This window comes from Roseomonas marmotae (genome assembly GCF_017654485.1).
Lineage (GTDB): Bacteria > Pseudomonadota > Alphaproteobacteria > Acetobacterales > Acetobacteraceae > Pseudoroseomonas > Pseudoroseomonas marmotae.
Genome location: NZ_CP061091.1, coordinates 1,765,795 through 1,786,354 on the forward strand (window position 1 = coordinate 1,765,795; position 20,560 = coordinate 1,786,354).

The following is a 20,560-nucleotide window of genomic DNA, read 5'->3' on the forward strand; positions in this document are numbered from 1 at the left end:
ATCAAGCCGGCAGGATGCCCCGGCGTTCGTCCGCGCGGCGGAGCCAGGAGACCAGCGGCAGGGCCAGCAGCACCATCCAGAGCTTGCCCAGTACCTGGCCGGACAGGAAGGAGAGGTCCCCGAAAGCGATGAACAGGAAGGCGATGCTGTCCACCACCAGCCCCGCCAAGCCTGAGGCCAGCACCGCCAGCACCAGGTTGCGCCTTTGCAGCGGGGTATAGACGGCGAGGTCCACGGTTTCGCTGATCAGGAAGGCGGCGGCGGAGGCCAGCACCAGGGAAGGCGGCGCCAGGAAGGCGGAGAGGATGGTGCCGCCGAGGATGGCGATCCAGGCGAAGCCCAGGCCCAGCCGCCGCTGCACCAGGTCCCGCAGCACCAGCGCGAGGCCGATCATCAGCACGCCGGAGGGCGCCATGACACCCGGCGCCACCGGGATCAGGCAGGGACCCTCCGGGGTGCAGACCGTGCCGGCATGGCCGATCAGCCAGTTCGCCGCTGGAATGGTGAGCCCGAAGGCGATGAGGGCGGCGAAGCCCTCCAGGCGGCGGGTATCGGTCATCTGCGAGTTTTCCCAGAACGGGGCGGGTGCATCCGCGTGTTGCCGCGCGGCGAACCCCCGCGCGTCAGGTGCAGGCTCGATACTCCCGATAGCCCTTCGCGCGCAACTCGCAGGCGGGGCAGGTACCGCATCCATAGCCCCAGGGGTGCCTCTGCGTACGGTCGCCCAGGTAGCAGGTATGGGTATCCTCGATGATGGAGTCGACCAGCGCGGTGCCGCCCAGCCGCTCCGCCAGCCGCCAGGTTTCCGCCTTGTCGATCCACATCAGCGGCGTGTGGAGGACGAAACGCTGCTCCATGCCGAGGTTCAGCGCCACCTGAAGCGCCTTGATGGCGTCGTCCCGGCAATCGGGATAGCCGGAGAAATCCGTCTCGCAGACGCCGGTGACGATGTGGCGCAGCCCGCGCCGATAGGCCAGGGCGGCCGCGAAGGTCAGGAAGATCAGGTTGCGGCCGGGCACGAAAGTATTGGGCAGCCCGTTTTCCTGCATGGCGATCTCCGTCTGCCGCGTCAGGGCGGTATCGGAAACGGCGGCCAGCGCATCGAGCTTGAGCGTATGGTCCTCGCCCAGCTTCGGTGCCCAGTGCGGAAAGCGCGAGGCGACGTCCTCGCGGAAGGCAGCGCGGCATTCCAGCTCCACCTTGTGGCGCTGGCCGTAGTCGAAGCCCATGGTTTCGACATGGGAAAACTGCTCCAACGCCCAGGCCAGGCAGGTGGCGGAATCCTGTCCGCCGCTGAACAGCACCAGCGCGCCGTCACTCATTCTCTTGTCTCCAGTCTCGCCACGGCCCAGCGCGCGGCATCGGCCACCACTTCGGCAGGGTCTTCGCACAATCCGGCCGCCAACTCCCGCAGGGCGGGGATGCCGGAATTGCCGATGGCGATCAGCACGTTTCGCACGAAGCGGTCCCGCCCGATGCGCTTGACCGGAGAGCCGCTGAACAGCGCGCGGAAGGCTGCGTCATCCAGCACCGCCAGCTCCGCCAGGCGCGGCGCGGTCAGGTCCTCCCGCGCGATCAGCCCAGGTTCGCGGCCAGCCTGCGCGAACTTGTTCCAGGGGCAGACGGAGAGGCAGTCGTCGCAGCCATAGATGCGGTTGCCCATCTTCGCCCGGAATTCCTCGGGGATCGGGCCTTTGTGCTCGATGGTCAGGTAGCTGATGCAGCGCCGGGCATCGAGCCGGTAGGGGCCGACGAAGGCATCGGTCGGGCAGGCGCGCAGGCAGCGCGTGCATTTGCCGCAATGGTCCACCTCCGCCCCATCGGGCGAGAGGTCGAGTGTGGTGTAGATCTCGCCCAGGAAGAGCCAGGAGCCGAATTCGCGGGAGACGAGGTTGCTGTGCTTGCCCTGCCAGCCCAGCCCGGCCTGCTGCGCCAGAGGCTTCTCGGCCACCGGCGCGGTATCGACGAAGACCTTTATCTGTTGCTCGCGCCACTGATCCATCATCCAGCGGCCCAGCACCTTCAGCCGCTTCTTGACGATGTCGTGGTAGTCCTTGTGGCGGGCATAGACGCTGATGCCGCCACGGTCAGGCTGGGCCAGGATGGAAAGCGGGTCTTCCTCCGGCCCGTAATTCATGCCGAGCACGACGACGGACACCGCCTCGGGCCACAGCGCCTGCGGATGCGCGCGCTGTTCGGCACGGTCGGCCAGCCATCCCATCTCGCCCTGCATGCCGGCGGCCAGGAATTCATCCAGCCGCGCCCGCACTTCCGGCCCCAGATGCGCGGGCGCGAAGCCCACGGCATCGAAGCCGATCTCCAGCGCTTTCGCGCGGATCAGAGCAGTTGTGTCAGCCGCGGCCACGGTAGTTGGGCACGTCCTGCGGCGGAATCCATACGCCGGCCGGTGCCTCGCCCGTCTGCCAGAAGACATCGATCGGGATGCCGCCGCGCGGATACCAGTAGCCGCCGATCCGCAGCCAGACCGGAGAGAGCGTTTCCGCCAGCCGCTGGCCGATGCCCACCGTGCAGGCCTCATGGAAGGCGCCGTGGTTGCGGAAGGAGGTCAGGTAGAGCTTGAGGCTCTTGCTCTCCACCAGCCAATCGCCCGGCACGTAGTCGATCATCAGATGCGCGAAGTCGGGCTGGCCGGTGATGGGGCAGAGCGAGGTGAACTCGGGCGCCGTGAAGCGCACGCAGTAGCGGCTGCTGGGATGCGGGTTGGGCACGCGCTCCAGCACCGCTTCCTCGGGGCTGTTGGGCTGCTGCGTGTTCTGGCCCAGCATGGTCAGGCCAGAGACATCATGGCTGCTCATGCGGCGGTCTCCTGTGCGGTGGTCCAGCCGGCCTGGATGATCTCCGCCTCCTGGGCGAAGCGGCCGGCGACGATGGCGCTGCGCAGCCGCGCCATCAGGGTCTGGTAGTAGCGGATATTGTGCCAGGTCAGCAGCATCGGCCCGAGCATCTCGCCCGCCTTGAACAGGTGCAGCAGATAGCCGCGCGAATGCCGGGTGCAAGCGGGGCAGTCGCATTCCGGGTCCAGCGGGCCGGTATCCTCGGCATGCCTGGCGTTGCGGATGTTCAGCACGCCCCGGCTGGTATAGGCGCGGCCTGTGCGGCCGGAGCGCGTGGGGATGACGCAATCGAACATGTCCACACCACGCGCCACGGCGCCGATCAGGTCGGATGGCGTGCCGACGCCCATCAGGTAGCGGGGATGCGTCTCCGGCAGCATGTCCGCGCAGAAATCGAGGGTGCGGAACATTTCCTCCTGCCCCTCGCCAACCGCCAGGCCACCGATGGCATAGCCCTCGAAGCCGATCTGCGTCAGCGCCTTGCTGCTTTCCGCGCGCAGATCCTCGAAGGTGCTGCCCTGCTGAATGCCGAAAAGACCATAACCCTCGCGCGGCGTGAAGGCAGCGCGGGAGCGGGCGGCCCAGTCCATGGAGAGCCGCATGGCGCGCGCCGCTTCCGTATGCACCGCCGGGTATTCGATGCATTCGTCGAAGCACATGGTGATGTCGGAATCCAGCAGGTGCTGGATCTCGATGCTGCGCTCCGGCGTCACGCGGAAGCGCTCGCCATTGATGTGGCTCTGGAAGGTGACGCCGTCCTTGTCCAGCTTCCGCAGCTTGGAGAGGGACATCACCTGGAAGCCGCCGGAATCCGTCAGGATCGGGCCATGCCAGTCCATCATCCGGTGCAGCCCGCCCAGCCGGCCGACACGCTCCGCACCCGGGCGCAGCATCAGATGATAGGTATTGCCCAGCACGATCCGGGCGCCAGTGGAGCGCACGGCATCGGCCGTCATGCCCTTCACGGTGCCGGCGGTGCCGACAGGCATGAAGACAGGGGTGGGCACATCGCCATGCGCGGTATGCAGCATGCCGGCGCGGGCCTTGCCGTCATGGCACTGGCAGTTCCAGGAGAGCGTCACTGGGCGGAATCCTCCCGGAAGAGCAGGCTGGCATCGCCATAGGAATAGAAGCGATAGCCGGCCGCGACGGCATGGGCATAGGCATCGCGCATCCGCGCGGTGCCGGAGAAGGCCGAGACGAGCATGAAGAGGCTCGATTTCGGCAGGTGGAAATTGGTCAGCAGCACATCCGCCGAATGGAAGCGGTGGCCGGGCAGCAGGAAGATATCCGTCAGCCCGCGGAAGGGATGGATGACGCCCTGATCGTCCACCGCGCTTTCCAGCAGCCGCAATGCCGTGGTGCCGATGGCGACGATGCGCCCGCCGCGCGCGCGGGCGGCATTGATGGCGGCGGCGGCCTCTTCCGTGACCTCGCCCCATTCAGCGTGCAGCTTGTGCTCGCGCGGGTTGTCGCCACGGATGGGCAGGAAGGTGCCGGCGCCGACATGCAGCGTGACCTCGACCTGCGACACCCCGCGCGCTTCCAGCCCCGCCAGCAGCTCCGGCGTGAAATGCAGGCTGGCGGTGGGCGCCGCCACGGCGCCGGGCTGGCGCGCGAAGATGGGCTGGTAGTCTTCCCTGTCCTCAGGCCGGGGGCCGTCCGGCCGGGCGATATAGGGTGGCAGCGGGATCTCGCCGGCCTTCTCCAGCGCGGCGGCCAGCAGCGCTTGGTCCGGGCCGAAATCCAGCAGCACACCGCCGCCTTCCTGCTTCTCCAGCACGCGTGGCGCGAGCTCGGGGGCGCCTTCGATGGAGAGGATATCGCCCGGGCGCAGCTTCTTGGCACCGCGCACCAGGGCATGCCAGGTGCCGCCGGCCTCGGCGCGGTTCAGCATGATCTCGATCCGCGCCTTGCCCCGCCGGGCGCGCAGCCGGGCCGGGATGACGCGGGTGTCGTTCACCACCATCAGGTCGCCGGGCCGCAGCAGGGAGGGCAGCTCCCGCACGATCCGGTCCTCCGGTCCCTCGCCGCCCACCACCAGCAGCCGCGCGGAATCGCGCGGACGCGCCGGTTCCTGCGCGATCAGGGCCTCGGGCAGGGCGAAATCGAAATCCTCAGCCCGCAGGGCGGGCAGGGCAGGGGCATCGGTCTGGGTCATGGGATTCGGCCGCGGTAGCGGAGGGGCGCGCGGAAGGCAAGCAGTGCCTGGGCAAGGCAGCCCTGCCCGTCGGCCCGGGCTTGCCGCGAATCATCGCCCCGTGCAGCCTGCGCGGCAGTTTCGGGAAGGGAGAGAAACATGATCCGCTACGATCTGCGGGGCAGGCGCGCGCTGGTGACCGGCGGCGCATCGGGCATCGGGCTGGCGACGGTGCGGATGCTGGCCGAGGCCGGTGCCCGCGTGGCGGTGAATCATCTGCCCGGTGATGCCCGCGCCGAAACGGCCCTGGTTGAGCTGCGGGCCGCCGGTCATGACGTGCTGGCGGCCCCAGGCAATGTCGGCGATGCCGTGGCCGGGCCGCGCATGGTGGAGCAGGCATTGGCCGGCCTCGGCGGGCTGGATTTCCTGGTCAACAATGCCGGCACCCCCGGCACTACCAGCCTGATTCCGCCGACGGCGCTGGAGTTGCTGACGGAGGAGCTGTGGCAGGCGGTGCTGCAGGTGAACCTGCTGGGCGTCTTCCGCTGCGCCAAGGCGGCGGCGCCGGCCCTGAAGGAAGCCGGCGGCGCGGTGGTGAACGTGGCCTCCATCGCAGGCATCGACAGCCCCGGCAGCTCGATGGCCTATGGCGCCACCAAGGCGGGCGTCATCAGCCTGACCAAGAACCTGGCACGCGGCCTGGCGCCGGATGTGCGGGTCAATGCCATCGCGCCCGGCGCGGTGGACAGCCCCTGGATGGTCGAATGGACCGAGGAGCGGCGCCAGGCCAGCGCCAGCAAGGCCTTGCTGAAGCGCCGCTGCCAGCCGGAGGATCTGGCCGAGGTCATCCTCTTCCTGCTGGCCGGCGCCCGCATGGTGACCGGCCAGACCCTGGTGGTGGATGGCGGACTGACGCTGGAGGCGCGGTAGCGCCTCAGTCCACCTCCGCCACGCATTCGATCTCCAGCAGGAAATCGGCCAGCGGCAGGGCCTTCACCACCGCTGTCGTGCGCGCGGGCCAGGGCGGGCCACCCAGCCATTCGGCATAGAGGCGGTTCATCTCGGCGATGTCCTGCTCCCGCGTCAGCAGGACATTGGTCTTGACGATGCGGCGGCGGTCGGTGCCCGCCTCGGCCAGCACCTTGTCGAGCCAGGCCAGCACGGCCCGCATCTGCGCGGGGAAGTCGCCCTTCGGGATCGTCCAGCTCTCGTCGAAAGGCCCCATGCCCGAGACGAAGAGCAGGTTGCCCGTGCGCACCGCGAGCGAAAGCGGCGGAAAACGCGCGGGTTCCTGCGGCGGAAAGTGAGTCGGCATCTCGGTGCTCCCTTTGGTCCGGCGGCGATGCTGGCACTGCCGCGCCAGAGGCGGAAGATGCTTCCCCCGGTGTGGAAATTGCATTGGACTGCGATATCACCACCAGCTGGAGCGTCTCCATGCCGCAAGCCGATACCGCCCGCTTCCTTCAGGACCTCTACGAACTGCGGAGGATCGGCGCTTTCAGGACCGGCGTGCACCGGCCGACCTACAGCCCGCAGGACATGGAATCCCGCCGCTGGCTGATGGAGAAGATGCGGGAGGTGGGGCTGGAGCCCTCGATCGACGGCATCGGCAATGTCTTCGGCCGCCACCCCGGCCCAGGGCCGCACCTGCTGGCCGGCAGCCATATCGAGAGCCAGAACGAGGCGGGATGGCTGGATGGCGCGCTGGGCGTGGTCGGCGCGCTGGCCATGGCGCGGGCGGGGCTGCCCGTGGATGTCTGCGCCTTCGCGGATGAGGAGGGGCATTTCGAGGGTGGCTTCCTCGGCAGCAGGTCGATCATCGGCGAATTGCCGGATGAGGAGATCGACCGCAGCCGCAACCGCACCGACGGCACGCCGCTGCGCGATGCGCTGAAGGCGGCGGGGCTGGAAGGGCTGCCGCGCATGCGGATCGACCCAGGCCGCTACAAGGGCTTCTTCGAGATGCATATCGAGCAGGGCACGCAGCTGGAGAAGGCGGGCCTGCGGATTGGCGTCGTCACGGGCATCGTCGCCATCTGGCAGTTCCGGCTGGTCATCGAGGGGCAGCAGGACCATGCGGGCGGCACCAGCATGGCCGAGCGCCGGGATGCGGGCCTGACCGCCGTGCGCCTGCTGGCGGCGATCGACCGCGAATTCCCGCGCGTCTGCGGCGAGCGCAGCACCTGGACCACCGGCCGCATCACGCTGGAGCCGGGCGCGCCGAGCATCATCCCGGGGCGGGCCGATATCCTCTTCCAGTTCCGCGACGTCTCAATGGAGGTTCTACAGCGGATGGAGGCGACGCTGCGCGCCCTGGTGCAGGAGAGCAACCGGCGGGAGCGCTGCACCACCACCCTGCATGTCGTCAGCCGTGCGACGCCCGCGCTGAGCGACCCGGCGATGATGACGGCACTGGACGAGGCGGCCGAGGCACATGCCCCCGGGAAGTGGCGCCGCATGCCCAGCGGCGCCGGGCACGATGCCCAGTATATCGCCAAGACGATGCCAGCGGTGATGCTCTTCGTGCCTTCGATCGGCGGCATCAGCCATCACTGGGCCGAGAATACCAGCGACGAGGACCTGATGCTGGGCGCCCAGGTGCTTGTGGACGGCGCCGCGCGGTTCCTCGGCCGGGGGTGAGGCCGGCTTCGGCGCGCCGGGCTGGCGGCCCGGCGCGCTGTCACCTCAGCGGGCTTCGCCCAGCAGCTTCGCGAAGTCGGCGTCCAGCGCGGCCAGGGCGGCGTCGATCCGGCCCCGCTGCTCGCGCACCCAACCATCCTGATGTTCCAGCGCCTGCCGCGCGCCGGCGAGCATGCGCGTCATCTCGGCGGGCTGCGGGCCGCCGCTGGTGGCGCGGTTACGGATGATGGCCACGGGGTCGAGCGTCGCGCGGAACTCCGCCTCGCTCATCGGCAGGTCGCCGCCCTCCACCTTCATCTCGGCCAGAGTCGCGGCATAGATGCGCTTCGCCTCTTCATAAGGGAAGTCGGTGGGCCGGATGTTGTGCTGCTTGGCATGGTCCACGACCTCGGAGGCGAAGTGGTGGCCGACGCGGAAGGGCAGGCGGTACTTCCGCATCAGCACATCCGCCAGTTCCTGCGATGCGGTCCAGTCGCTGTTCAGCTCCTCCAGCGCCCGCTCCGGGCTGATGACCAGGGCGTTCAGGACGCGGTCCCAGCCCTGCAGCATCCGCAGCGTGGCGGCGGCCATGGCGGAATTCTCCCTCACGCTCTTCGGGTCGGCCATGCCAGGGGGAATGTTATGGGCCTGCAGCACCCGGCCCATGGCCAGCGACACCACCGTGGAGGCCTGGCTGCGCGTGTCGTTGAGCAGGCCCGGATTGCGCTTCTGCGGCATGGCGCTGGAGACATAGGTATTGCCGCCTCCCTCCTGCAGCAGGATCCAGGGCCGGGACTGCGCGTATTGCGTCATGATGTCTTCGATGAAGGCACCGGCATGCAGGGCGATGCTGGTGACCACCGCGCCGACCTCGACCGGATGCTCGGAGGAGGAGATCTGCGCGGCGTCATAGGCATTCTCCACCACCGCCGGGAAGCCGAGGTAGCGCGCCATGCGCTCCCGGTTCAGCGGCCAGCTGGTGCCGTTCAGCACCGTCGTGCCCATGGCGGAGCGGTCCACCCGCGCATAGGCTTCCCGCAGCCGCTGCGCGTCCCGCTCCAGCCCGGCCACATGGCCGAGCAGGTAGTGGCCGAAGCTGTTGGGCTGCGCTGCCACGCCATTGGTGTAGTTCGGCACGATGGTCCCGGCATGCTGCTCCGCCAGCCGCACCATGGAAGCCGTGGTCTTGTGAAGCTGCGCGGCCAGCTTCAGCAGGTCGTCGCGGATGATGGCGGCGCGGTAGGTGGCGTGCATGTCCTGGCTGGAGCGTCCGGCATGCAGAAGCGTCGCCTCGACGCCCGCCGCCTCGATCAGCAGCGGCTCGAAGGTGATGACGCTGGAAGGACGCTTGCCGCCCGGCTGCGCGCCCGCCTTCAGGACATCGGCGAGGCCGGCGGCGATGCGCGGCGCCAGGGACCGGTCCAGCAATCCCTCATCGGTATTGATGACGGCGGTGGCCTTGTTGATCTGGCCCAGCCAGAAGAACTCGTCCCGCGCCGCCGGCTGCTGCGACAGGGCGGGCAATGCGTATGCGGATAGCACGAGGGCACCTAGGCAGGTTCTGAACCGGGACATGCTTCCTCCATCCATGACGTGGTTGGTTGGGCCGGGCATGGCGTGCCCGGCTGCGACCACCAAGTCATGACGTGAGCCTGGCTCTGGAGGCAACAGCCCGCCGCGCCGCTACATCTCCACCCATTGCCGCAGCAGGTTGTGGTAGGCGGCGGTCAGGGAGAGGACGCCGGGATGGTCGTCCGGCAGGTCGGCCCGCGCCTGACGGATGCCGTTGTCCAGTTCATAGAGCAGGCGCCGCTGCCCATCGTCCTTCACCATGGACTGCGTCCAGAAGAAGCTGGCCCAGCGGCTGCCGCGCGTCACGGGGGTGACGCTGTGCAGGCTGGTGGCGGGATAGAGCACGATGTCCCCGGCCGCCAGCTTCACCCGCTGGGTGCCGTAGGTGTCCTCGATCACCAGCTCGCCGCCGTCGTAGTCCTCGGGCGGGGTGAGGAAGAGGGTGGAGGAGACATCGGTCCGCAGCCGGCCGCCGCCGGGCACGTGGCGGATGGCATTGTCCACATGGGCACGGAAGGTCATGCCGGTGTCATAGCGGTTGAACATCGGCGGATAGACCCGCAGCGGCAGCGCGGCGGCGTTGAAGGTCGGGTTGCGCCCCAGTGCGCGCAGCACCAGCTCGCCCAGTTCCCGCGCCTCGCGCGAGCCCTCCGGCACCTGCAGGTTCAGCTTGGCCGCGCTGGCCTGCTCCCCCGCCGTCACGCGCCCATCGATCCAGGCGGCGGCTTCCAGCACGGCGCGGCAATGCGCCACCTCGGCGGGGGTCAGCAACTGCGGGATGGTGATGAGCATGGCGGTTCACTCGGCTGGGGGGCGGAAACAGGGAAGGGGGGCAGCGCGTGGCGGCCCCCCTCCGGCTGCCCCGCGCCGTGGCGCGGGGATATGGCGGACGATCAGAACTCGGCGGCGACCGAGACCAGCACGGTGCGGCCCGGGCTGGGCACCACGCGCCCGCCGAAGAGGGCGCTGTAGTTGACCTCATTCGTCAGGTTGTAGCCGTTCACCTGAACGCGGAGGCTGTCGTTGATCCGGTGGGAGATCACGGCATCCAGGCTGAAGTTCGAAGGCGCCTGGGCCGTATTCGCCGCATCCAGGAACACCTTGCTGCGCCAGGTGATGCCGCCGCCCACGGTCACGTTCATGGGCGTGTCGCGGTTGAAGTCATAGGTCGTCCAGAGCGCCGCCGCGTGCTTGGGCACGTACTGCACGCGCTTGCCGACATTGGCGGCGGTGGTGGATTCCGTCGTCTCGCTGTCCATCCAGGTGTAGTTGGCCAGCACGTTCCAGTCCGGCGTCACCCGGCCGGTCAGGCCCAGCTCGAAGCCCTGGTTGCGCTGCTTGTCGCTGGTCTGCGTCGCGTCGCCCGTGGCCGGGTCGGTCTGCAGCGAATTGTCCTTCTCGATGCGGTAGAGCGCGCCATAGGCGCCGAGCCGGCCATCATCGAGCAGCCCGAACTTGGCGCCCAGTTCATAGATGGTGTTGCGCTCGGGCTTGAAGCCCTGGCGGAACTGCGTCACCGCCGCTGGGAAGGTGGTGAAGTAGGAACCCGGCGGGGTCGAGGAGGTGGAGTAGCTGGCGTAGTAGGTCTGGTCGCCCGTCGGCTCGAAGACCACGGCGACGCGCGGGTCCCAGACATCCACGTCGGACTTGATGTTGGTGCTGGCCGCCGCGCCGGGGGTACCGGCGGCGTAGTCGATCTCGTAACGGCTCCAGCGCAGGCCGCCGATCACGGAGAGTTCCGGCAGCAGCCACACCCGCTCATTGGCGAAGAGGCCGTAGCCCGTGGTCTTGGTGTCGCGGAAATTGGTCGCGTCGGTGCTGACGCTCTGGAGGATGTCCGTGCCGCCGCCATCGCGGATGCTGATCGCCGGGCGGGGAGAGGTGTAGGAGAAGCCGCGCCGCTCGAAATCCTCGTGCCACAGGTCGAAGCCGGCGGTCAGCTCATGCCGCAGCGGCCCTGTGGTGAAGCGGGCGGTGGCGGTGGAGATGTTCTGGATCGACCAGTTCTTCTGCTTGTAGGGGCTGACGCCGCCGCCGAAGGAAACAGCCGGGTTTCCGCCGCGGAGGAAGGCGGCGGAGCAGGTGGCGTCGCAGGCGACCGGCGAGAAGGCGAAGTCGCGGTCATACCAGCCGACGCGGAAGTCGTTCGAGAGCGTCAGCCAGTCACTGACCTGATGGGAGAGGCGGGCGGTCAGCCGGTCCACCGTGACCTTGTCGCGGTCGTTGCCGGTGCCGTACCAGGTGCCGCGCGGCAGGCCCAGCTCGGTCGCCGGCACCGAAAGGAAGCCGGGACGCGAGATGACGGGAATGCCCGCATCGGTCGGCTGGTCGTATTCGTAGTGCAGGTAGTCGAGCGAGAAGGTGGTGTCGGTGCCCAGGCCGAAGGCGATGGAGGGCGCGAAGCCCCAGCGGTGGCCGCTCGGCGTGTCGCGGTCCACGGCGCTGTTGGACTGGCCCATCAGGTTCAGCCGGACGGCGCCGGTGTCGCTGAACTGGTAGTTCCCATCGGCGGTGAAGCGGGCGAAGGGACCCATGCCGCCCGTGGCCACGGCGCCGAGGCTGTTGCCGAGGCGCGGCAGGCGGGTGTTGATGGCCACGCCGCCGCCGACCGAGCCGGTGCCCAGCGCATAGCCCGAGGGGCCCATCATCACCGCGACATCTTCATAGGTGAAGGCATCGCGCTGATAGGCGCCGAAGTCCCGCAGGCCATCGACATAGATGTCGTTCTGGGCGCTGAAGCCGCGGATGCGGAACTGGTCGCCGGAGACGCCGCCATTGCCCTCGCCGGCGCTCATGGTGATGCCGGGGACGTTACGCAGCGCCTCTTCCAGCGTGGTGACGTTCTGCTGCTCCAGCACCTCGCGTGGGACAACGTTGATGACCTGCGGCGTGTCCTGCACCGTGCCGGACAGGCGGTTCACCGGCACGGCGCGCTGCAGCGTATTGGCGGGCGCGCTGCCCTGCACCTCGACGGTCGGCAGCATGACCGGCCCCTCGGCGGCCGCGCCCTGTGCTTCGGCCGTGCCGGGAAGCGCCATCGCGACGCCTGCCATCAGCGCCGCCTGGGAAACCGTGCCGGTCAGACTCTGCCGCCTGCTCATGGGAACCTCGACTCAATTAAGAATGATTTTCATTATGATTTTCACGTCGGAACGTCAACCTGAAGGCGGCGGATCGGCTGCACTGTGGCGGCCAGGCCACGCCAGGGCCTCCAGCCGTGCCGGCAGGCCTGCGAATCCAGAGGCTTGACCTCTCAACCGCTCGGCCTTGGCCGGAGGCTGTGGCATGCTAAAGCGGGGATGCCGGCCACCGGCACCTCCGCCACGCCTGCGCCGCGCGGCCGCCCTATGTCCGGAGCGCTCCATGCATCGCCGCCTGCTGCTCGCCGCATCCGCCTCGCTGCTGGCCATGCCCGCGATGGCCGCGCCCGATGAGGCCGGCTACCGCGCCCTGAACAGGGCGGTGGTGGAAGGGGCGGTGCTGCCGGGCTACCGCGCCTTCGCCGCCGCCGCCACCGCCTTCGCCGCGACCTTGGCGGCCCTGGCCAAGGCGCCGGCCGACCCCGCCGCCCTACAGGCGGCACGGCAGGGTTGGATGGAGGCGATGCTGGCCTGGCAGGGCGTGCGATACCTGCGCTTCGGCCCCGCCGAACTGTTCAGCCGCCACCAGCGCGTGCAGGTCTGGCCCGACCCGCGCGACGCCGTTGGCCGTGACCTGAGCGAGGCCATTGCCCGGCGGGACGCGGCGCTGCTGGATGTGCGGCCGGAATCCCTCTCCAACGTCGCGGTGCTCGGCCTTCCGGCCGCCGAGCGGTTGCTCTTCGGCGATGCCGCGGCGGCACGGCTGGCGGCAGGGGATGCCGAGGCGGCCTATCGCGCGGCCCTGCTGGGGGCCATCGGCGCCACCCAGGCGGCCATCGGCCGGGACATGCTGGAGGGCTGGACCGCCGGCCCCAACCCCTATGCCGCCGTGATGATCGAGCCGCGCCCTCCTTATAATGAGCCGAAGGACGCGACGATGGAGCTGCTCCGCGCGCTGTATGGCGCGCTGGACGCGGTGGCGTCGCGGAAACTGACCGAGGCCCTGACCACCGGTCAGCCGCAGCGGCTGGAGGCCTGGCGCTCGGAACTGTCGGGGCGCTGCCTGCTGGCCACCCTGGCGGCGGCGCGGCTGATGTTCCGCAGCGGCTTCGCGGCCACGCTGGAGAAGGACGGGCAGGGGGAGCTGGCGGCCCGGATATCCGAGGGCTTCGACCAGGTCATCGCCACCGCCACCGCCCTGTCCATGCCGATCGAGCAGGCACTGGGGGAGCCGGCCGGCAGGGCCGGGCTGCAGAGCCTGCAACGGCAGGCCGTGGCGCTGCGCGACCTCCTGGCCGAGCGCCTGCCGCCGGCACTCGGCCTGCCTTCCCCGGTCACAAGTCTGGAAGCCAATTAAAGCCACCTCTGGACAGCGCCGCGCCTGGGGCGCAGGAGGCGCGCCATGTCACATGAGGATAAGGGGCTTGAGGCCCTGTTCAGTGGTTACCGGCAGTTCCGCCAGACCGTCTGGCCGGAGCGGCGGAAGGTGTTCGAGGATCTGGCGCGCAATGGGCAGAGCCCGCAGGCCCTCGTGATCAGCTGCTCCGACAGCCGGGTGGACCCCGCCATGGTCTTCGGCGCCGGGCCGGGGGAACTCTTTATCATCCGCAACGTCGCCAATCTGGTACCGCCCTACTCCCCGGACGGCGACCATCACGGCACCTCGGCCGGGCTGGAATTCGCGGTGCGGGTGCTGGAAGTGCCGCGCATCATCGTGCTGGGCCATGCCATGTGCGGCGGCGTGCATGCCCTGTTGAACGGCTTCCCCGAGAGTGCGCGGGACTTCGTGGCGCCCTGGATGCGCATCGCCAATGAGGCGCGCAGCCGCGCCCTGGCCTGCGAGCCCGCCGATGCGCAAACCGCCTGCGAACAAGAAACCGTGAAGCTCTCGCTCCGGAACATCATGACCTTCCCCTGGGTCGCTGAGCGGGTGGAACAGCAGAAGCTGAAGCTTCACGGTGGCAGTTTCGATATTCGGACCGGTTTGCTGACGATCCTGAAAGATGACGGAAACTTTCACCCCGCCTGAGGATTGCGGGTTCGCTTGCCCTCTTTGCGGCATGGGATTGCCGCAACTCTGCCGTGGCTTAGGTGTTGGCTGGCAGCTTGAACGAGGGGAATAATTACTGTGAACCGCCGTGATGCCTTGCTGGGAGCCATCGCTCTGTCCACCATGTTCGTGGCGGAGGAAACGGCGCACCTGTCCGAGGCGCAGGCGCAGGCAGCGCCGGGCGAGATGCCTTTCGACTCCAATACCGTGCGGGAGATGGCGCGGAAGCTGGCGGCCGAACCCTATAAGGCACCGAGCGAGGACCTGCCCGCCCCCTTCAACGATCTGGGCTACGACCAGTACCGGGACATCCGCTACCGTCCCGACCGCGCGCTCTGGGCGCCGGAGAATCTGCCTTTCCAGATGCAGCTGTTCCACCGCGGTTTCCTCTACAAGCCGCGGGTCGATATGTTCGAGGTCGCCAACGGGGTGGCGCGGCCGATCCGATTCAACCGCGATCTCTTCAGCTATCAGAACATGCAGCCGCCGCCGCCGGATCAGGATCTCGGCTTCGCCGGCTTCCGCCTGCACGGGCCGATCAACCGGGCGGACTACTATGACGAGATCTGCGCCTTCCTCGGCGCCAGCTATTTCCGCGCGCTGGGCAAGGGGCATATCTATGGCCTTTCCGCGCGCGGGCTGGCGCTGAACACGGCCGACCCGAAGGGCGAGGAATTCCCGGTCTTCCGCAGCTTCTGGGTGGAGCGCCCGCGGGAGGGCGTGAATGCCATCACCGTGCATGCACTGCTAGACAGCCCCTCCTGCGCCGCGGCCTTCCGCTTTGCCGTCCGCCCCGGGCCGACCACGATCTTCGATGTGGAATGCACCATCTTCCCGCGCACGGACCTCACCACCGCCGGGATCGCGCCGCTGACCAGCATGTTCTGGTTCTCGCCGCTGAACCGCACCGGGCGGGACGACTGGCGGCCGGCGGTGCATGACAGCGACGGGCTGCTGATCCTGACCGGGCGGGGGGAGCGCATCTGGCGCCCGCTGAACAATCCGCGCAACCTCGAAATATCGATCTTCAGCGACGTGAATCCGCGCGGCTACGGGCTGATGCAGCGCCGCCGCGACTTCGCGAGCTATGAGGACCTGGAAGCCCGCTACGAGAAGCGGCCGAGCCTGTGGATCGAGCCGATCGGTGACTGGGGAGAGGGCGCGGTGCACCTGGTGGAGATCCCCACCAGCACGGAGATCCACGACAATGTCGTCGTCTTCTGGCGCCCCAAGGACCCGCTGAAGGCCAAGGGCGAATATCGCTACACCTTCCGCATGCACTGGTGCGACGAGGCGCCGGTGGACCCGGGCCTGGCGCGCATCACCGCCGTCCATTCCGGTGCCGGGACACGGCCGGGCCTGCGCTACTTCGTGCTGGACGCGGTGGGCGGCGCGCTGCGCGACCTGCCGGCGGATGCCAAGCCGCAGCTGGATGTCAGCGCCAGCCGGGGCGAGATCCTCAATCCAGTGGTCTATCGCAACCCCGAGACCGGCGGATGGCGCATCGCCTTCGAGCTGGCACCGGGAGATGCGCGCAGCATCGAGTTGCGCGCCCAGCTCCGGCAGGGTGAGCAGCCCCTGGCCGAGACCTGGCTCTATCGATGGACGGCGTGAGCACCACCGAGCAGGCGCGGCCACGCACGGCCTGGCGGGCCCTGCCGCCTGAGGCACCGCTGGAGATGCCCGTGCAGTCCCTGCGCGCGCGCCCGGCGCGGCGCGCGGGAGGGCTGCCATCCCGCCCCATGGCCAGTTGGCTGCGGCGGCTGCTGGTGATCGGCGGCGCCATTCTGCTGACGCTCTTCGCGGCGCGGGAGATGTCGCTGGTGCTGAACAGCGGCAAGCCGACGGTGCTGGAGGGCGTCGTGCTCGTCCTCTTCGTCGTGCTGTTCGCCTGGATCGCGCTGTCCTTCGTCAGCGCGCTCTGCGGCTTCGTGCGATTGCTGCTGGGGCCGGACCGCAGGCTGGGCATCGCGCCGGATGGGCCGCCCCCCATGCCGAGCGGCATCACGGCCCTGCTGATGCCCACCTACAATGAAGACCCCAGCCGCGTGATGGCGGGGCTTCAGGCGATCCATGCCTCGCTGACGACGGCGGGGGCGATGGACCGCTTCCATATCTTCATCCTCAGCGACAGCACCGACCCCGCCGCCTGGATCGCCGAGGAAGCCGCCTTCCTGGACCTGCGCCGCCGCACGGGCGACGAGGAGCACATCTTCTACCGCCGCCGCCCCAAGAACACGGAGCGCAAGGCGGGCAATATCGCCGAATGGGTGCGCCGCTGGGGCGCGGCCTATCCGCAGATGCTGATCCTGGACGCCGACAGCGTGATGGAGGCCGACACCATCCTGCGCCTGGCGGATGCGATGGAGCGGCACGAGGATGTCGGGCTGATCCAGACCCTGCCGATCATCACCGGCGGCAGCACGCTCTTTGCCCGGATGCAGCAATTCGCCGGGCGGGTCTATGGCCCGCTGATCGCCGAGGGCATCGCCTGGTGGCACGGGGCGGAGGGCAACTACTGGGGCCATAACGCCATCATCCGCACCGAGGCCTTCGCCAGCGCGGCGGGGCTGCCGGAACTGCGGGGCCGCAAGCCCTGGGGCGGCCATATCATGAGCCACGACTTCGTCGAGGCCGCGCTGATGCGCCGCGCCGGATGGGCCATCCACATGGTGCCCTGGCTGCGCGGCAGCTACGAGGAAAGCCCGCCCTCCCTGATGGACCTGGCAGTGCGCGACCGCCGCTGGTGCCAGGGCAACCTGCAGCACATGGCCGTGCTGCCGACGCGTGGGCTGCACTGGGTCAGCCGCCTGCATCTGATGACCGGCATCGGCAGCTATATCACCGCGCCGATCTGGCTGCTCTTCCTGATCGCAGGCGTGCTGCTCTCCCTGCAGTCCCGCTTCATCCGGCCGGAATATTTCCCTGCTGGGCCAAGTCTCTTCCCGGAATGGCCGACGGTCGATCCGGTGCGCGCCATGTGGCTGTTCATCGGCACCATGTCGCTGCTGCTGGCGCCCAAGCTGATGTCCTGGATCGCGCTGCTGTTCCATCCGCGTGACCGGCGCGGCTGCGGCGGCGCCTTCCGCACGCTGATCTCGATGCTGCTGGAGACGGTGATCGCCGGATTGATGGCGCCGGTGACCATGCTGACGCAGTCCAACGACGTGCTCTCCATCCTGATGGGGCGGGATTCCGGCTGGTCGGCCCAGCGGCGCGACGATGGCAGCATGCCGTTCGGCGAGATCGTGAAGCTCTACTGGCGGCACACGGTCTTCGGCCTGGGCTTCGGCGTCATCGCCTGGATGGTCTCCCCCTATCTGGCGCTCTGGATGTCGCCGGTCGTGCTGGGCCTCGCCCTGGCCATTCCGCTGGCGGCGCTCACCGCCCGGCGGGATATCGGGATGGGCCTGCGCCGCATCGGCCTGCTGCTGGTGCCGGAGGAGACGGAGACGCCGCGCGTGCTGACCGATGCCCTGGCCTTCCGTCGCCAGCGGGCGGATGCACCGGCGCTGCCCGGCCCGGCCGCGTTGTTCCGGGAACCCGCGCTGTTGGAAGCGCACCGGCGGATGCTGCCGGCCCCGCGCCGCCCTCGCCAGGATCCCTTCGACCCCGCGCTGCTGGTCGGCCTCGCCAAGGCGGAGGAGGCGGAGAGCCTGGAGGAAGCGCTGCGCGGCCTGAACCGGGCCGAACTGGCGGCGGTGCTGGGGGACGCGCGCGGCCTTTCCCGACTCAGCGCCCTGTCTTCGGCGGGGTGAGGCCATGCCCGGGTTGATCCTGGGCTGGCTGCTGGACCGGCAGGACCGGGCAACGCTGCTGCGGCACTTCCCGCCAGCCTATCCGCGCGTCGTGGCCGACCATGTGACGCTGCAATCCGGCCTGCCCGCCGGCACGCCGCTGCCGGTGGAGACGGATGGCTGTGTCGTCGGCATCGCCGATGACGGGGCGAGGGTGCAGGCGCTGGTGGTGGAGATCGGCGGCACCACCGACCGGCCGGATGGCTCCACCTATCACATTACCTGGTCACTGGCGGGCAGGCGCAAGGCGGTGGAGAGCAACGACGTCATCCGCCGCCATGGCTGGCGTCCGGTGGCGCGCCGGCCCGTCCGGCTGGAGCCTGGCCGGATCGGCTGAGGCGGGCTCAGCCGGCGGCGGCTGCAGGGTTCTCCCCGGTCAGGCCCAGGCGGCGCAGCGCGGCGATCGAACGTTCCGCCGAGACATGGTGGATGAAGATGCCGCCCTTCTTCTCCCATCCCTCCCGCGCCGAGGCGCGGTCATCCACCAGGACATGGCCGGGGGCGGACCAGCGCGGCTTCTCCCGGCTCATGCAGGTGATGATGGGCACATGCGCCCCCAGCATCCGCGCCACCCAGCGCTTCTTCTGCTGGGGTGCCCAGCTTCCCAGGGGCAGCCCGGTCAGGATGGTCGGGTGGTGCGGGGCGCAGAACTGCCAGAGCAGCTCTGCATCTTCCATGAATTCCAGGGTCTCGAAGAAGCGTGGCGCGCGGGCCAGGGCGCTCCACATGGTCTTCAGCGGCAGGTCCTCCGGCCGCTTTCCTGTCACCTGCCGAACGCCATGGTCGAAATCGGCCAATACGCCATCGAGATCGAGGAACAGCTTCATCATGCCCTTGCCTGCCTTTCAGCCCGGCCCCCCTGGTCTGCACAGAGCATGGCGGCGGGGGGAGTTTCTGGGGACGGGGATGGAAGATGACGACGGGTGCCTCGACAAGCGGCGCCGACGGCCGCAACCTGAACGGCCTGCCGGCGGCCCCTCCGCCCGCCGCCGCATCGAGGAGTGCCCCATGCAGAATACCGAAGAGATCTGGCGTCTGGTCGATGACCGCCAGCAGCCGTTCATCGAACTCAGCGATACCGTCTGGGGCATGCCTGAACTGGCCTATAACGAGCACCGCTCCGTCGCCGAGCACAAGAAGGTGCTGGAAGCCCACGACTTCCGCATCACCGAGAATGTCGCCGGCATCCCCACCGCCATCATGGGCGAGGCGGGCGAGGATGGTCCCGTCATCGCCATCCTCGGCGAATACGACGCGCTGCCCGGCCTGTCCCAGGAAGCCGGCGTGGCCGAGCACCGGCCGATTCCCGGCGATGGCCATGGCCATGGCTGCGGCCACAACCTGCTGGGTGCCGGCGCGCTGCTGGCCGCCACGGCGGTGAAAGACTACCTCGCGAAGAACGGCATCAAGGGCCGCGTGCGCTACTACGGCTGCCCGGCCGAGGAAGGCGGCGCCGCCAAGGCCTTCATGGTGCGCGAAGGCGCCTTCAAGGATGTGGACATCGCCATCTCCTGGCACCCCGCGCCCTTCGCCGCGGTGAACGAGGCGAATTCGCTCGCCAATACCCGCATCGACTTCACCTTCGTCGGCCGCAGCAGCCATGCCGCCGTCGCGCCGCATCTGGGCCGCTCCGCCCTCGATGCCGTCGAGCTGATGAATGTCGGCGTCAACTACATGCGCGAGCATATGCCGAGCGACGCGCGCATCCACTATGCCTATCTGGATGCCGGCGGCATCGCGCCCAACGTGGTGCAGGGCAAGGCCACGGTGCGCTACCTGATCCGCGCCACCGACCTGCCCGGCCTGCGCGGGCTGGTGGAGCGCGTGCGCAAGATCGCCGATGGCGCCGCGCTGATGACCGAGACCACCGTTTCGACCAAGGTCGTCTCCGCCGTCTCCAACCTGCTGGGCAACAGCCCGCTGGAGCGCGCGATGCAGAACAACATCGAGCGCCTGGGCCCGCCGCCCTTCGACGACGAGGACCGTGCCTTCGCCGCTGAGATCCAGAAGACCCTGACGCCGGAAGACATCGCCTCCGCCTTCAAGCGCATGGGCGTGCCGGTGCGGCGCGGCGTGCCGCTGGCGGACCAGATCATCCCGCTGGAAGCCAAGGGTGCCGCCATGGTGGGCTCCACCGACGTGGGCGACGTCTCCTGGGTGGTGCCGACGGTGCAGGCGCGGGGCGCGACCTATGCCATCGGCACGCCGGGCCATTCCTGGCAGCTCACGGCGCAGGGCAAGTCCCCGCTGGCGCATAAGGGCATGGTGCATGTGGCCAAGATCATGGCCGGCGTCGCGGTGGATGCGCTGCGCGACCCGAAGCTGATCGAGGCCGCCAAGGCCGACCTGGCCGAGCGCACTGCAGCCGACCCCTATGTCTGCCCGCTGCCGGACGACCTGTCGCCGCCCATCCACATGGGCAAGGCCTGAACGGGGAAGGGGGGGCT

Annotated in this window: 19 protein-coding genes; 8 read left to right on the forward strand and 11 right to left on the reverse strand. The window is 69.1% G+C overall.

Going from position 1 to position 20,560, the window contains the following annotated elements:
* Window position 1: 1 nt before the first annotated feature.
* From IAI58_RS08355 to queA, 6 genes are all read right to left on the reverse strand, one after another.
* Window positions 2-559 carry a VUT family protein gene (locus IAI58_RS08355; protein ID WP_207446546.1) on the reverse strand — a complete coding sequence of 186 codons (558 nt, stop codon included), beginning with the start codon at window positions 557-559 and terminating at the stop codon, window positions 2-4.
* A gap of 64 nt (window positions 560-623) precedes the next feature.
* Window positions 624-1,322 (reverse strand): 7-cyano-7-deazaguanine synthase QueC, encoded by a 699-nt coding sequence (gene queC, locus IAI58_RS08360; RefSeq protein ID WP_207446545.1) that lies wholly within the window; start codon window positions 1,320-1,322, stop codon window positions 624-626.
* Window positions 1,319-2,365 carry a tRNA epoxyqueuosine(34) reductase QueG gene (gene queG, locus IAI58_RS08365; protein WP_237182937.1) on the reverse strand — a complete coding sequence of 349 codons (1,047 nt, stop codon included), beginning with the start codon at window positions 2,363-2,365 and terminating at the stop codon, window positions 1,319-1,321. Before queG ends, queC begins: the two co-directional genes overlap by 4 nt.
* Window positions 2,352-2,816 (reverse strand): preQ(1) synthase, encoded by a 465-nt coding sequence (queF, locus tag IAI58_RS08370; protein ID WP_207446541.1) that lies wholly within the window; start codon window positions 2,814-2,816, stop codon window positions 2,352-2,354. The genes queG and queF overlap by 14 nt, the downstream gene beginning before the upstream one ends.
* Window positions 2,813-3,937: a tRNA guanosine(34) transglycosylase Tgt gene (tgt, locus tag IAI58_RS08375; RefSeq protein WP_207446540.1), complete on the reverse strand. Its 1,125-nt coding sequence runs from the start codon at window positions 3,935-3,937 to the stop codon at window positions 2,813-2,815. The genes queF and tgt overlap by 4 nt, the downstream gene beginning before the upstream one ends.
* Window positions 3,934-5,016 carry a tRNA preQ1(34) S-adenosylmethionine ribosyltransferase-isomerase QueA gene (gene queA / locus IAI58_RS08380; RefSeq protein ID WP_207446538.1) on the reverse strand — a complete coding sequence of 361 codons (1,083 nt, stop codon included), beginning with the start codon at window positions 5,014-5,016 and terminating at the stop codon, window positions 3,934-3,936. Before queA ends, tgt begins: the two co-directional genes overlap by 4 nt.
* A 138-nt stretch (window positions 5,017-5,154) precedes the next feature.
* On the opposite strand from queA, the gene IAI58_RS08385 reads away from it, so the two are divergent.
* Window positions 5,155-5,925: an SDR family NAD(P)-dependent oxidoreductase gene (locus IAI58_RS08385; protein WP_207446536.1), complete on the forward strand. Its 771-nt coding sequence runs from the start codon at window positions 5,155-5,157 to the stop codon at window positions 5,923-5,925.
* Between the two features lie 4 nt (window positions 5,926-5,929).
* On the opposite strand, the gene IAI58_RS08390 is transcribed toward IAI58_RS08385, so the two are convergent.
* Complete coding sequence (locus IAI58_RS08390) at window positions 5,930-6,310, reverse strand: RidA family protein (protein WP_207446534.1); 381 nt, start codon at window positions 6,308-6,310, stop codon at window positions 5,930-5,932.
* Window positions 6,311-6,429: 119 nt separating this feature from the next.
* On the opposite strand from IAI58_RS08390, the gene IAI58_RS08395 reads away from it, so the two are divergent.
* Window positions 6,430-7,635 (forward strand): Zn-dependent hydrolase, encoded by a 1,206-nt coding sequence (locus tag IAI58_RS08395; RefSeq protein ID WP_207446533.1) that lies wholly within the window; start codon window positions 6,430-6,432, stop codon window positions 7,633-7,635.
* Between the two features lie 45 nt (window positions 7,636-7,680).
* Here the strand turns inward: IAI58_RS08395 and IAI58_RS08400 are convergent, their stop codons facing one another.
* The 3 genes from IAI58_RS08400 to IAI58_RS08410 all read right to left on the reverse strand — a co-directional run bounded on the left by IAI58_RS08400 (window position 7,681) and on the right by IAI58_RS08410 (window position 12,287).
* Window positions 7,681-9,156, reverse strand: a complete 1,476-nt coding sequence (locus IAI58_RS08400; RefSeq protein WP_237182938.1) for an argininosuccinate lyase — start codon at window positions 9,154-9,156, stop codon at window positions 7,681-7,683.
* 141 nt (window positions 9,157-9,297) lie between these two features.
* On the reverse strand, window positions 9,298-9,978 hold the full coding sequence (locus tag IAI58_RS08405) for a Fe2+-dependent dioxygenase (protein WP_207446531.1): 681 nt from the start codon (window positions 9,976-9,978) through the stop codon (window positions 9,298-9,300).
* A gap of 101 nt (window positions 9,979-10,079) precedes the next feature.
* Complete coding sequence (locus IAI58_RS08410) at window positions 10,080-12,287, reverse strand: TonB-dependent receptor (RefSeq protein ID WP_207446530.1); 2,208 nt, start codon at window positions 12,285-12,287, stop codon at window positions 10,080-10,082.
* Window positions 12,288-12,549: 262 nt separating this feature from the next.
* On the opposite strand from IAI58_RS08410, the gene IAI58_RS08415 reads away from it, so the two are divergent.
* The 5 genes from IAI58_RS08415 to IAI58_RS08435 all read left to right on the forward strand — a co-directional run bounded on the left by IAI58_RS08415 (window position 12,550) and on the right by IAI58_RS08435 (window position 18,450).
* Entirely contained in the window at window positions 12,550-13,623 is a 1,074-nt protein-coding gene (locus IAI58_RS08415; protein ID WP_207446529.1) for an imelysin family protein, read from the forward strand.
* A 45-nt stretch (window positions 13,624-13,668) separates the two neighbouring features.
* Window positions 13,669-14,295 (forward strand): carbonic anhydrase, encoded by a 627-nt coding sequence (locus tag IAI58_RS08420; protein WP_207446528.1) that lies wholly within the window; start codon window positions 13,669-13,671, stop codon window positions 14,293-14,295.
* A 144-nt stretch (window positions 14,296-14,439) separates the two neighbouring features.
* Window positions 14,440-15,930: an OpgD/OpgG family glucan biosynthesis protein gene (locus tag IAI58_RS08425; protein WP_207446779.1), complete on the forward strand. Its 1,491-nt coding sequence runs from the start codon at window positions 14,440-14,442 to the stop codon at window positions 15,928-15,930.
* Window positions 15,918-18,074: a glucans biosynthesis glucosyltransferase MdoH gene (gene mdoH, locus IAI58_RS08430; protein WP_207446526.1), complete on the forward strand. Its 2,157-nt coding sequence runs from the start codon at window positions 15,918-15,920 to the stop codon at window positions 18,072-18,074. Before IAI58_RS08425 ends, mdoH begins: the two co-directional genes overlap by 13 nt.
* Before the next feature lie 4 nt (window positions 18,075-18,078).
* Window positions 18,079-18,450 carry a hypothetical protein gene (locus IAI58_RS08435; protein ID WP_207446525.1) on the forward strand — a complete coding sequence of 124 codons (372 nt, stop codon included), beginning with the start codon at window positions 18,079-18,081 and terminating at the stop codon, window positions 18,448-18,450.
* Between the two features lie 7 nt (window positions 18,451-18,457).
* On the opposite strand, the gene IAI58_RS08440 is transcribed toward IAI58_RS08435, so the two are convergent.
* Window positions 18,458-18,943: an HAD family hydrolase gene (locus tag IAI58_RS08440; protein ID WP_207446524.1), complete on the reverse strand. Its 486-nt coding sequence runs from the start codon at window positions 18,941-18,943 to the stop codon at window positions 18,458-18,460.
* A gap of 178 nt (window positions 18,944-19,121) precedes the next feature.
* Between IAI58_RS08440 and IAI58_RS08445 the strand changes: the two genes are divergently transcribed.
* Complete coding sequence (locus IAI58_RS08445; protein ID WP_207446523.1) at window positions 19,122-20,543, forward strand: M20 family metallopeptidase; 1,422 nt, start codon at window positions 19,122-19,124, stop codon at window positions 20,541-20,543.
* Window positions 20,544-20,560 lie beyond the last annotated feature (17 nt).

What these genes read in the sequence shown, in the direction of transcription:
- IAI58_RS08355 (WP_207446546.1), bottom strand. Translation starts at nt 559, where the DNA reads ATGACCGATACCCGCCGCCTGGAGGGCTTCGCCGCCCTCATCGCCTTC.
- IAI58_RS08445 (WP_207446523.1), top strand. Translation starts at nt 19,122, where the DNA reads ATGCAGAATACCGAAGAGATCTGGCGTCTGGTCGATGACCGCCAGCAG.
- queC (WP_207446545.1), bottom strand. Translation starts at nt 1,322, where the DNA reads ATGAGTGACGGCGCGCTGGTGCTGTTCAGCGGCGGACAGGATTCCGCC.
- IAI58_RS08405 (WP_207446531.1), bottom strand. Translation starts at nt 9,978, where the DNA reads ATGCTCATCACCATCCCGCAGTTGCTGACCCCCGCCGAGGTGGCGCAT.
- IAI58_RS08440 (WP_207446524.1), bottom strand. Translation starts at nt 18,943, where the DNA reads ATGATGAAGCTGTTCCTCGATCTCGATGGCGTATTGGCCGATTTCGAC.
- IAI58_RS08425 (WP_207446779.1), top strand. Translation starts at nt 14,440, where the DNA reads ATGTTCGTGGCGGAGGAAACGGCGCACCTGTCCGAGGCGCAGGCGCAG.
- IAI58_RS08435 (WP_207446525.1), top strand. Translation starts at nt 18,079, where the DNA reads ATGCCCGGGTTGATCCTGGGCTGGCTGCTGGACCGGCAGGACCGGGCA.
- mdoH (WP_207446526.1), top strand. Translation starts at nt 15,918, where the DNA reads ATGGACGGCGTGAGCACCACCGAGCAGGCGCGGCCACGCACGGCCTGG.
- IAI58_RS08395 (WP_207446533.1), top strand. Translation starts at nt 6,430, where the DNA reads ATGCCGCAAGCCGATACCGCCCGCTTCCTTCAGGACCTCTACGAACTG.
- IAI58_RS08420 (WP_207446528.1), top strand. Translation starts at nt 13,669, where the DNA reads ATGTCACATGAGGATAAGGGGCTTGAGGCCCTGTTCAGTGGTTACCGG.
- IAI58_RS08390 (WP_207446534.1), bottom strand. Translation starts at nt 6,310, where the DNA reads ATGCCGACTCACTTTCCGCCGCAGGAACCCGCGCGTTTTCCGCCGCTT.
- IAI58_RS08385 (WP_207446536.1), top strand. Translation starts at nt 5,155, where the DNA reads ATGATCCGCTACGATCTGCGGGGCAGGCGCGCGCTGGTGACCGGCGGC.
- queF (WP_207446541.1), bottom strand. Translation starts at nt 2,816, where the DNA reads ATGAGCAGCCATGATGTCTCTGGCCTGACCATGCTGGGCCAGAACACG.
- IAI58_RS08415 (WP_207446529.1), top strand. Translation starts at nt 12,550, where the DNA reads ATGCATCGCCGCCTGCTGCTCGCCGCATCCGCCTCGCTGCTGGCCATG.
- IAI58_RS08410 (WP_207446530.1), bottom strand. Translation starts at nt 12,287, where the DNA reads ATGAGCAGGCGGCAGAGTCTGACCGGCACGGTTTCCCAGGCGGCGCTG.
- queA (WP_207446538.1), bottom strand. Translation starts at nt 5,016, where the DNA reads ATGACCCAGACCGATGCCCCTGCCCTGCCCGCCCTGCGGGCTGAGGAT.